Origin of the sequence: Pseudoalteromonas sp. 3J6, assembly GCF_903995135.1 — a bacterium.
Taxonomy (GTDB): Bacteria; Pseudomonadota; Gammaproteobacteria; order Enterobacterales; family Alteromonadaceae; genus Pseudoalteromonas.
In genome coordinates this window covers 448,391-459,702 of the sequence record NZ_LR877185.1, presented here as the reverse complement: position 1 = coordinate 459,702, position 11,312 = coordinate 448,391, and the positions used below count along the sequence as shown (strand labels likewise).

At 38.3% G+C, this 11,312-nt stretch carries 9 protein-coding genes; all 9 read right to left on the bottom strand.

Going from position 1 to position 11,312, the window contains the following annotated elements:
• Nucleotides 1-52 precede the first annotated feature (52 nt).
• The gene (locus tag P3J6_RS02105; protein ID WP_138606337.1) at nucleotides 53-1,513 is read right to left on the bottom strand and encodes a SpoIIE family protein phosphatase; all 1,461 of its coding nucleotides are present in this window, start codon (nucleotides 1,511-1,513) and stop codon (nucleotides 53-55) included.
• Between the two features lie 7 nt (nucleotides 1,514-1,520).
• Entirely contained in the window at nucleotides 1,521-2,225 is a 705-nt protein-coding gene (locus P3J6_RS02100; RefSeq protein WP_055013286.1) for an AAA family ATPase, read from the bottom strand.
• Nucleotides 2,222-4,306 carry an SLBB domain-containing protein gene (locus P3J6_RS02095; protein ID WP_138606335.1) on the bottom strand — a complete coding sequence of 695 codons (2,085 nt, stop codon included), beginning with the start codon at nucleotides 4,304-4,306 and terminating at the stop codon, nucleotides 2,222-2,224. The genes P3J6_RS02100 and P3J6_RS02095 overlap by 4 nt, the downstream gene beginning before the upstream one ends.
• 3 nt (nucleotides 4,307-4,309) lie before the next feature.
• Nucleotides 4,310-5,164, bottom strand: a complete 855-nt coding sequence (locus P3J6_RS02090) for an OmpA family protein (RefSeq protein ID WP_198522104.1) — start codon at nucleotides 5,162-5,164, stop codon at nucleotides 4,310-4,312.
• Between the two features lie 20 nt (nucleotides 5,165-5,184).
• The gene (locus P3J6_RS02085; protein ID WP_198522103.1) at nucleotides 5,185-5,493 is read right to left on the bottom strand and encodes an STAS domain-containing protein; all 309 of its coding nucleotides are present in this window, start codon (nucleotides 5,491-5,493) and stop codon (nucleotides 5,185-5,187) included.
• Between the two features lie 166 nt (nucleotides 5,494-5,659).
• Complete coding sequence (locus tag P3J6_RS02080; RefSeq protein ID WP_198522102.1) at nucleotides 5,660-7,459, bottom strand: sugar transferase; 1,800 nt, start codon at nucleotides 7,457-7,459, stop codon at nucleotides 5,660-5,662.
• A 10-nt stretch (nucleotides 7,460-7,469) separates the two neighbouring features.
• Nucleotides 7,470-8,546, bottom strand: coding sequence for a glycosyltransferase (locus P3J6_RS02075; RefSeq protein ID WP_198522101.1), 1,077 nt, complete (start codon nucleotides 8,544-8,546; stop codon nucleotides 7,470-7,472).
• Between the two features lies 1 nt (nucleotide 8,547).
• Complete coding sequence (locus P3J6_RS02070) at nucleotides 8,548-10,041, bottom strand: GumC family protein (protein ID WP_198522100.1); 1,494 nt, start codon at nucleotides 10,039-10,041, stop codon at nucleotides 8,548-8,550.
• A gap of 130 nt (nucleotides 10,042-10,171) precedes the next feature.
• The gene (locus P3J6_RS02065) at nucleotides 10,172-11,308 is read right to left on the bottom strand and encodes a glycosyltransferase (protein WP_198522099.1); all 1,137 of its coding nucleotides are present in this window, start codon (nucleotides 11,306-11,308) and stop codon (nucleotides 10,172-10,174) included.
• Nucleotides 11,309-11,312: the final 4 nt, after the last annotated feature.

Sequence of the window (11,312 nt, the reverse complement as noted above, 5' to 3'; positions counted from 1 at the left end):
AATATTAACTTATGGATATTAAGTTAACTATACATAGTTAATTAAATCAAATTCAATTAATGATTATTAATGAGGCATCATCCACTTCTTTAGAAAGCGCAACCTGAGAATTTTTCCATAACGAGTGTGCAAAATCCTCTGCTGAGGAGCTTTGCATAGGGATGATTTTTTTTAATTCGGTCATTTCGTCTTTATCGGTAAAGCGGTTATCCGTCCAACCATCAGTATAAAGTATAATATGTTCAACATTATCAAGCTTGGCTTCATATAAAGTATATTGATGATCATTAGACAGCCCAAGCAATGGTCCGGTACCATTTAGCTGAGATAGCTCACCATTTTTACTGATAATAACCGGTGCGGGATGACCAGCATTGAGCCAATACAACTTATTATTTTCTAAAAAACAAATCATTAAAGTGACTAAGCTTGATTTACATAATTGCTGTTTATAAAGCGCATTATTGAGCGCAACGAGCATTTCTTGATACGCTAACCCGGTCGCTAAAAAGCCACTTATAAAACCTTTTATAGCAAAGCTTTCTTTGAGCGCTTGTAAGCCATGACCCATCATATCACCGAGTATAAAAGCAGTACCTTCATCATTAATTGGCATAAAAAAGTCACCGCCATTACCCACACTAATAGAGCCAAAAATATGCGCTGTTTTACCATGCCCTAAAAGCACTTTAGAAGGTGTTAATCCGAATGTACTTTGATAGGACAAGTATGCAAATCGATGAGTTACTCGATCTATGCTTTGTAATAACTTATTTTTTTTAACTGGTTTTATTAAGTAATCATCAACCCCTAATCGATTAATTTTACTGATCACTTCTTCGCTATCATCGCCAGTTAACATCACCACCGATAACTGAGATTTTAAATTCGATTTATTAAGCTTTTCCAGTAATGGCTCACACGTTCCTTGTTTAAGTTTATGATCAAGTAACAATATACTAGCATCAGAGGTTAAAATAGCTTGCCAGCCAGCCTCTATGTTTTCACAGGTGACGACATTAAATTTATCTTTTAGGTAGGCGCTCATTAATGCTAATTGAGTGACATCATCGTCGACATAAATAATACTCGGTCGTTTATCAATGTTAGTTAAGGGAAAAGAAAAATAGTTTTTTCCTGCTCGCGTGTCGTAGGTGGCATCCGCAAAGTAATGGCGAATAAGTTCAACCCCCATCCCTCCTTCTACCAGCTCAGCCGATGCTAATGTCCATGAAGAGTTGTTTTGTTTAAATAAATTATAAGGCTTAAGTTCATCTATAAAAGTTAATTGGTAAGTATCATGATTTATTTGGTTTATACGCAACATTATAAGCTGCTCATCGCCCTCATTATGGCGAATTAAGTTAGTTAGGTATTCGGTTGCGACTAAGCCTGCGGCATCCGCTTCATCTCGGGTCACCGATAAAGCGCCCAGTACATGCTTAAGTACTTGGCGTATTTCAGTTAAGGTCGGCCATAATAATTCAAAACGCCGCTCAAATAATATATCCATAAAAGTCTCAGTAATGTTTAAACAACCACTTTTGTTTATTTATTTTGCTGGTTAAAAAAGCGCACAACCTTGGCCATTTTGAAGAATGTCGTTGGAAGAGCAGTAGCATGCGCTCCCCTAAAGGAGCAAAGCTATGTTGACTTACCAGTAACTTTATATTGCTATGACCCGCTTGCTTAAGTTCTGCCACGCCTTGACATAACGACTCTTCATTATTAATACCTAGCGCAATAGTAACCAAGGTCAGCTCGCTACATAAGCTTAAAGAATGCAATGGTACATTATTACGATTTAACTTTAATGCTGGCGACATATCCAGCAACACATAATCATATTCTTGCTTTAAACGCAGTACCGCTTCATTTAAAACATGTTTGTTTTTTGCTGAATCAATTGACTCTAAATTGTGAATTGTAAGTACTTCAATACCTTGATAAGGCATAACACTGAGCTGACAGGAAATATCATCAAAACGCCACAACTTAGTCAATGTTGGCAGCTGTTTGTCTAAACGAAACGAACTAATAGGGTTAAGGTCGATAACGAGTACTGACTTATTTTGACTTTTTAAACGTTGAGCAACACTAATACAGGCTGTGGATGAACCTTCGCCACCGTACAAAGAAATAAACGTCACGCACCGTGCTTCATCATCAATCAAGGTGTTACAGATGGTTTCTAGTTCATGATACTGCCCAGGTATCAAGTTCATAAGCTTATCACCAAAGCAATTATGGTTATAAAGTCGAGGAAGTTATCTTTAAATTGACTAATTAGGTCTTGACCTTTATCAGGGACATATAGCGTATCTCCAGCTCTAAGTACCGGAATATTGGCCGAGTTTGGAGACTTTATAAATTCCTCAAGATTAAACACGCGAGATTGTTCTTTACAGCATGAATGGTTAACAACCACTATTTTGTCAATGAGAGCTGAACTTGACGGCCCTCCAGCTTCAGCAAGCACATCTAAAATAGACATCGTATCATCAAAGTTATATCGACCCGGCTTTTGCACTGCCCCCATAATACGAACAACTCGCTCTTTAGGGGTACGTAACCAATCTTTGTCTTTTTCTGGAATAAATATTGTGTCGCCGGGTGACACATGAGGAAATAACGTTTCATCACCAGTTTCAAAATACATCGCTAAATCAAGTTTGCTCACTCGAGCGCGATTACCATTACGGTGCGTAACTCTAATATTACGAATATCCGCACTACCATTAGGACCATCTGCTGCTGCCAAAATATCAATAAAATGCATATTGTCATTGAACGCATAGCGCCCAGGGGAACCTACTTGCCCCATGATATAAATAGACTTGCTCGATTCTTGACGTATCCATTGCGATTTATTGTCTCCGGGATCTACTGGTAACTCCTCAACAATAATAGTATCGCCAGCAATTAAACTCGGCAGCGCAATTTCACCGTTAGTAATGGTGTATTTTTCTAGATCAAATCGTTGGGTGACATCGCCATTTCGCAAAATTTTAATATCGTTCACGTTAGCCCCTTTAGTAGGGCCACCAGCATGCGCTAACAGATCAGTAAAGTCCATTTCGTCACTCCACTCATAACGACCAGGAGATTGAATAGCACCTATAATCTTAATCGCTCGTTTTGTCGGAATTTTTAACCAACTTTTTTCATTAACATCTGTTTTTTCAGGAACAAATATTACATCACCGGGGTTTAAATCGGGCACTTTAGCGGTGGTTAATCCCTCACTATAACCCTGTAAATCAAAAAGTATGCTCTCTCCCGCAGGGGTTAATATTTTTATTTGGCGTGTTTCTGCAAAGCGAGTTGGGCCCCCTGCATTTGCTAAAATATCTAAAAAGTTAGTACTGTCAGCAGCCTCATAGGCCCCCGGCTTTTGTACCTCACCCATAATATAAACCGTGCGTGATGTAGTATTTACATCATCCACCATAATCGGCACATATATGGTTGACCCTGCTTTTAGTAGCGGCATGTTGCTATCGGTAGGTTTATCTAAATATGCTTTTAAATCAAAAATAACAGGAGCTTTATCAACGATCACTCTAATTTTAGTTACATCCGCATAGCGAGTAACCCCTTCCGCACGCATCAGCGCATCTAGAAGCGTCATATTTTCTTTAAACGAAAAACTACCAGGGTTATGCACTTCGCCAAGCATAGTAATGGCACTGTTGTCGCTTGCATCCCCTGTCGCACTAAGTGTTTGTGCATCAAAATCAATTTGCACGTTACCAAGGAGCGGAGAAACAGGCACAAACACAGTATCTTCACTTTTAAGCTTTGGTAATAAATTTATGTCGCCTGAGTCTAAATATGCTTTGTAATTAAATTCAATTACTTCATCTTTGCGTCTTATTTGTAAACGATCGAGCTGTGCGCCAGGTCTTAAACCATTAGCCTTAGCTATCACCATCTGAATATTGCCATCATCAGGAATACTCACCTGTGAGGGCGTGATCACATACCCTAAAACATTAATAAATATGTCTCTGCTTCTAAGCTCTACATAAAAGTCATTTATAGCAACAAACAACTCTGCAAGAATAGGTTTAAGTTCTGCCTCTATTTGCGTAACCGTTTTATTACCGACCTGAAATTGCCCCACCTCAGGTATGTTAATTTGACCTTTTTTATCGACCTCAAAAGTTGTTTCAAATTCAACTTCCCCTGGGACATATAAAAACAGCTTGTTACCTGCTTGCACTATAGGCTCATCGGCTTTTTCAGCAAACGCAGAGCTTGATACTAAAAAGAAAAAAACGAAGACAGCAAAAATAAATCTCATACATTACTCCTTTCTCTTTTCAATAATTTTAGTCCAATTCATTAGTGACTTTACTTGTTTGCTATCTTCATTTTGCACGTTAGCATCTAAAATAATAGCCTCAACTCGGCGATCTGAATGACGTTTTTGCTCACTTTGTTCCGACTCACTAAATGGTTTTAAACTGCCTTGGGTTAAAGTGGTAATGTTATAGGTAGGCACACCATAAACACTCAACCAATGCTTAACAGTATCTGCGCGTTTTAAAGCCAGCTCGTAATTACTATTTTTACTGCCTACAGAGTCAGTATGCCCGATAAGTAAAATACTAATACTTTCTAGTTGTTTGATTAAATCGGCTGCTTGAGCAACTCGTACGGCATATTTAGGGGTTATTTCAAAGGCATTAAATGCAAATTGGTTATCGCTATTTAATAACTCCGCTATTTGCTTTTTTACATTAACTAATGCGGGTTGTTCATCAATCGATGCAGCGCAATTAGTCAACTTTCTAACAGTATCAAAATGGTTAGCTAATTGATTAAGGCCATGATAATGAATTAATAAGTCATGTTCCGCGTCTTCCCACATTTGAGCTGCGATTAAACGACGAATACGATTCTCATAAATTTGGGCTTTTAATAACTGTGCCGGCATACAGGCATTAATATCCTGCGACTTTAATAATTCAAGCTTAAGTTCTAAGTGCTCAAACTCGCTCCTTACAATACTCTCAGGTTGATTAAATGTTTCATCTAGCTGCTGATCATCTAATGGATAGTTTTGGTATTTTTCGGCCAAGCCTCCCTGCCCTTCATCTGGCCAAGTAGCGCATCCGCCTAAAAACATGAAAATGAAAATTGCTATGCTCGCCTTCATAAAACTCTCCCTGATAACCTCTACACAGCGTCAATAAATGGAATGGTTTTATCCACTCTTAATAAGTTCATTAACTTAAACGGCTGCCCGGTGACATTAAGTAAAGATAGCTTATTACTTTGTTTTTCAATTCTTTTATATAGAAAAACAATAGCACCTATTCCCGAAGAGTCGATAAATTCGGTTTTAGAGAAGTCTAAAACAACAAAATTAGAGTCTTGCTCAACGAGCAGCTCAAACTGATCTTTTAGCTCATCGACAGCAAAGCCTGAAAAGTCATTAGGAATGGTAATAACGGTTTGATCGGTTTTGTTGGCTACATTTTTCATTTTAATCACCTATTAAAAGTATGAACTCAAATAGACAGTTACAAGAAGAATGCCAAACTTAAGACATTGAAATATAAAAACTTTAATGGCTTACTAATTAATTTTTGAAATAGAAGTGCATAATGCAATTGCTTTTTGGGTGTACAATTGCATTATGCGAAGCGGGTTATTGGCCCTTACCAGTAAAAATAACAACCAATGTTTTAAAGAAAATAGTCAATTCCATATAACACCAGCTACGAGCTGATGAAGTGCTCAACATATAGGCGTAATCCCAACCAATTTTATTACGTGCATCGTCAATAGTTTCATCATAGCCATTCATTACTTGCGCTAACCCAGATATACCTGGCTTTATGCCATAAGTACGCTGACAAAAATAGGGAATATCTTTTTCAAGTTTTGAATAAAAAACAGGTCGTTCAGGGCGAGGGCCTATCAACGACATATCACCTATGAGTACGTTCCAAAGCTGAGGTAATTCATCTAACCGTGTCTTACGAATAAAGCGCCCTACTGGGGTAATACGCGGATCATCTTTACTTGCCCATACGGCTCCACTTTTAACCTCAGCATCAACCACCATAGAACGGAATTTTAATACGTTAAAAAGTGCCACAAAGTCATCATCACTTTGCCCTACTCTTAACTGTTTAAACAACACTGGTCCTTTAGAGCTGAACTTAATCACCAATGCAACCATGAGCATTACAGGAAACAGAACAATTAAGCCAGTAGCAGAGCCTAAAATATCAATACTGCGTTTTACTGCTCTGATTATTAAATTATTAGACTGCTTAGTTTGGTGAACGCGCTGCCAATGCTTACTATAATCACCGCGTTCAAATTTAATAATCCCCCAAAAAGCACACAAGTATGCCGCAACCAAATAGTTAATACTGTCGATCACCGGCCATTTAACTTTTATGCTCAAAAGCTGTTTTAATACACCCAGCCCATGTACAGCGGCTAATGTAATACAGGCTACTTTGGCTAAAAACACGTTAGAGAAAACCGCCAGAGAAATTAGTAATCCATAAATCAGTACCAGTATAATGGGCATAATGCCACGTAATACCTTGTGCGAAATATAATTAAAGCTTACCCAGCCTAGTTTTGGATTAAATAGCTCAGACAGCATTTTAATTTGTTGCCAATTGCCAGCGCCTAACCTTACCCTTCTTGCATAATCATGGCTTTGTTTATCGCATTCACGTTCAACAATGTTGATCTCGTTATTTACTAGCGCTTTGCCACCTTTATTAAGTGCTTTCATCGACAAAATAAAATCATCGTTTATAGTGCTCGCATCTAATAACTGAACATATTCAGCGCGTATAGCAAACATGGCACCCGGTACGCCAATAACAGCGCCTAATGATGACTCCATACTTTTTACTTTATTTTGATACTGCCAATACTGTTGCTGCTCTTTGGTGGCTAAGTCATCTAATATATACACCCCCGTGATCACATTGACCTGAGGGTCTTTAAAATCAGCATCGATTTTATTTAGTACATCAACGCTGAGTAATGCGCTGACATCAGTAAACAGCAATACATCGTAATTTGGCCTGCTTAGTTTTATTAACTCATTAACACCAAACGACTTGCCTTTATTGACCTTATTAAAATGCAAATGACACACTACATTTTGCTTTGCAAGATGCGATTGAGCAATCATCGCCTCGTCATAGGTTTTGTCTGTACAGCCATCAAGATAAACATGAATAGCATACTGCTCTGTGCTGTATAACATAGAGCCAAGGTTATAGAGCTTTTCACGAATATGTTCTTGCTCGTTGTAGGCGCACATTAAAATACCAAAGCGCGTGGTTGCCGGGGTAGCGTTTAATTCGATGTTCACTTCATCGTTACTAAAAAGCTTTAATAGCAATAAGTAACCAACATGATGGTACAACACCAACACAATCAAAATCGCCAATGTAATCAGTAAAAAAGTCATTGTAATCCCCTTATGAAGCTAAACCATTATAAAAATGGTCATAGGCTTCGCTCATTTTGTTTGCATCCGCAATTGAGAGAATATACTCTCGAATGCATTGCCCGTGCTTCATTTCCAATGCTTTTAATAGGGCAAGTTTTAAGCCAAAAGAATCATTAGGTTTTACTAAAATACCCTGCTTATCACTGACAACTTCACTAATGCCACCGACATCAGTTGCCACTATTACTTTGCCACATGCCATCGACTCTAAAATAGACAGAGGTAAGCCCTCTCGTTGCGAGTACAAGCACATCACATTAATGGCAGAATAAAATAATTCCATATGCTGCACATTTCCTAAGAAATGTACTCGCTCTACCACCCCTAGTGACACTGCAGCACTCATTAATGAAAAACGTAAACTGCCATTACCTGCAAATACGAGTTCAATCTCTTTGGGTAGCGCGGGCAGTAATTTAATTAAATCTAAATGCCCCTTACCTGGCTCTAAACGAGCAGAGCATCCAATGAGCTTTTTGTCATGGGGCAAGTTAAGCTTAATCCGTGCAGTAGCGTCATCTGTATCTATAAACTGTTGAAAATCAATGCCGTTAAGAATAGTACTATCAGCTTTAATAGCGGTTTCGTTGAAAAACTCATTAGCGACCACGTTTGCATCGGCCACCCAATGAATTTTAGTCAGCTTATTCAATACTTTTGTGATCACTCGCTGTTTAAAGTTTTTTAAATACCACGCATCATGAATTGTCGATACGTGTTTAATACTTGGATTAACTAAACAGGTGAGGCTAGCGTAAAGCATTGGGCCAATGTGATGGCTATGAATCACTGTAATATTATGTTTTTTAATTATTTCACTAAGCTTTTTAATTACACTTCGTTCAAATTTAGGGGCTTTGTTTAAGCTTATAAGTTTTTGCTCAAAGGCTGACAGTGCTGGCCATTCATTTATTGCATCCCTTTCAGTTCCTTCCAAAGAAACAAGAATACTGGTGTTTGCAAATCGACTTTTTTGCATCAAAGTTACGGCCATTTTTTCCAGCCCACCTATTTTAAAGTGTTGAACTAAATGTAAAACGTTCATGTTAATTTCCCTCTTTAAGGAAGTGCATCGATGGACTAACCCCAGCATGTAAAGTGCTGTGACCAACAATGGGTAAAATGGTAACCACGTCTAGTGACGATAGTTTTTCAATGGTTTGAATATCTTTTAAATGACTGTCGAATAAGGTAGCAACAAACACACAGGTGACACTGGTAAATATGCCTAAAACAATACCCATAATAATTGCCACCACGAGTGAAGTATTAATTGGTTGAGTAGGACTATAAGCTCGCTCAATGGTTTTAACTTTGTCAGGACCTTCATACTTAACCAGCTTGCCTGTCACTTTTGCCATTTCGTAACGCCCTAACATGTCTTTATATAATGACTGTTTAACATCGTAGTCACGCTCGAGCTTTCTAAGTTGTTTTTCTATATCACTGGTTACTAATAAGCGATCACTTACTGAATTGACTTGTTTTTCTAACATGTCGTATTCTTGCTGATGCTGCAGAACATTATTTTTAGCTTCTTCTAGAGCGAGTATTTGTGACACCAACACATTACTTTCATTGTCATTTCCACTGGGTAAGGTATTAGCCATTTGCCAAAGCTGATCAATATTAGTGGCATCAAGGCCTTTACCACTTTCAATTAACGCTTGTTGCCGTGCTCTAATGCTGAGTAGTTCGCGCTTTTTTGAAACCACTTTGCTGTGTTTATCGGTATAGCGGGTTTTTAAAAAACTGAGCTCTGATTCTGCAGTAATTATTTTCTCTTCTATACGACCGAGAATCGGGTTTGCTTGACCCATTTTTGTAGTAAGTGCCTCAAGCTTGGCATTAGCGCCTGAGAGCACAATGGACTTTTGTTGTTGATCACTTAATAACTTATCGAAAGTTTGCCTATTACTGTGTAAAACAGCGGGTAAGGTATTACTGTTTTTTGCTTTAAAGCTTGCCAATGAAGCCTCAGAAATCTCCAACTCTTCTCTTAAACTTACCAGTTGCTGATAAAAAAATTGCTCAGAGGTATCCAGTGATGCTTTCGTTGGGGCTAATAAACTTTCTATAAATTTCTCTACCACTTTTTCTAGCACCGCCTTCATTTGGGTTTGGTCATGCCAAATAAAGTTAACCCTAACTAGCTCATCTCCTACCAATGATAAGGAAAGCGCCTGTGAAAGCTCTTGATGTATTTTTTCTATTTTGGCGGGAGATGCATCCTTTGGTACTAAATTGGTTTCTTTTGCCACGGCAATCAGAACTTTGCGGCTGATCACTAAGGTACGCAAAGCTGCCATCCTATTTGATAAATCAAACGAGAACGACAAATCATCTAAATAGGGATTAAGCAGCGCCGATTCTTCTATAAGAATAGTGGCGTGGTTTGTATATTGTTTTTGTGACGTTGCCGCTAATACAATCACTACTATGGGTACAATCAACAACGGCAAAACAAATAACTTTGCCCTGGTGTAAACAGCGTACAAAGCTAAATAAAGTAATCTTTTTATTTGCTCTCTAACTAACATATTCGCGACCCATTGATTTGCATATTGCTATGCGAAACTTTGCGGCTATTTGCAAAATAAAAATTTACAGCGTAAATAGCCTTCTTTAATGGAGTAGTTGCACAGGGCGCGCCAATATTATAGTTATGGTTTAATCGGAGGGATTTAATATTTGTAGATCGTTGATCACAGTGAGTGCTTTTACCGGCCAGCTATGCTCTTTCGCTATGTTTTTTTGGACTGCATGCAATAAACTTAATTTTGCTTGACTGAGTGACAACGCCTGATCAATTTTATCAATAAAGTTATTCTGTGACTGAGCGATAAATATTTGCGAGTGATAATGATTCACTGCCGCAAAATCGGTTGCGACTATCGGTTTGCCTACCGCTAAATATTCTTTTAATTTAAGCGGGTCGCAAGCCCTAATTTGCTCATTATCGACAAATGGTAAAATAGATACATCCCAATGAGCCGAGAAAGATACCAACCGTTTATGCTCAACCGCACTAATATGCGTTACATTTTTAAACTGCAACAACCCTGAAATGGGAGTGGTAATATCGCCAACTAATACCAATTGATATTGCGGCCTAGCAGTGGCCAACGCCATTAATAAAGGGATATCTAGCCAGGCATTGATACTGCCATAAAAGCCAATAATGGGGGTTTTAATAGCGCTGATTTCTGCGGCTTTGTCGACATTACTCGTAAATAAATCAAAGCTCACGCCATGTGTTAGTAACTTAGTTTTTTCAGCAGGCATTTTAGTTTTTAATAATTCGCTGATCACATAAATAAGATCTGCGTTTTTAATCAGCTGCTGCTCAAAAGGCGCAATCAGCATAGGATCAACCCCAGCCAGCGCACTAAAATCGTCACCACAATAATAAATTAACGAGTCGGCAGCTCTTTTATCAAACAGATAGCATGCCGTTGGCACACTTAACCAATATACAATAGGTTCACTGGTTTTATGAGCACCAATATGACGAGAGAAAACCCAACGGTTATAACAGCGCACTAAGCGATTATCATGCCATGGTAAAATAGGCAGTTTATATACCGTCATATTTTTAGGCGTGGCTATTTTACTATTATTAGAGCGTTGAAATAGCTGCTTAAATTTATTAAAAATACGTTTTATATCGTGCAGCTTTACGCTAGGTTTACGCATTCCCACAGAATTAACCCAATTCACTTGCTGTCTTTTTGCAAGCTCTGAAAATAAATGCTGAGTACTACTAGGGTGGCTCCCCCAATCTTCTGCAAAAACAATAAATTTCATTCGT

Excerpts from the sequence above, each read along its gene's own strand:
- P3J6_RS02105 (WP_138606337.1), bottom strand. The coding sequence starts at position 1,513 with ATGGATATATTATTTGAGCGGCGTTTTGAATTATTATGGCCGACCTTA.
- P3J6_RS02100 (WP_055013286.1), bottom strand. The coding sequence starts at position 2,225 with ATGAACTTGATACCTGGGCAGTATCATGAACTAGAAACCATCTGTAAC.
- P3J6_RS02095 (WP_138606335.1), bottom strand. The coding sequence starts at position 4,306 with ATGAGATTTATTTTTGCTGTCTTCGTTTTTTTCTTTTTAGTATCAAGC.
- P3J6_RS02090 (WP_198522104.1), bottom strand. The coding sequence starts at position 5,164 with ATGAAGGCGAGCATAGCAATTTTCATTTTCATGTTTTTAGGCGGATGC.
- P3J6_RS02085 (WP_198522103.1), bottom strand. The coding sequence starts at position 5,493 with ATGAAAAATGTAGCCAACAAAACCGATCAAACCGTTATTACCATTCCT.
- P3J6_RS02080 (WP_198522102.1), bottom strand. The coding sequence starts at position 7,459 with ATGACTTTTTTACTGATTACATTGGCGATTTTGATTGTGTTGGTGTTG.
- P3J6_RS02075 (WP_198522101.1), bottom strand. The coding sequence starts at position 8,546 with ATGAACGTTTTACATTTAGTTCAACACTTTAAAATAGGTGGGCTGGAA.
- P3J6_RS02070 (WP_198522100.1), bottom strand. The coding sequence starts at position 10,041 with ATGTTAGTTAGAGAGCAAATAAAAAGATTACTTTATTTAGCTTTGTAC.
- P3J6_RS02065 (WP_198522099.1), bottom strand. The coding sequence starts at position 11,308 with ATGAAATTTATTGTTTTTGCAGAAGATTGGGGGAGCCACCCTAGTAGT.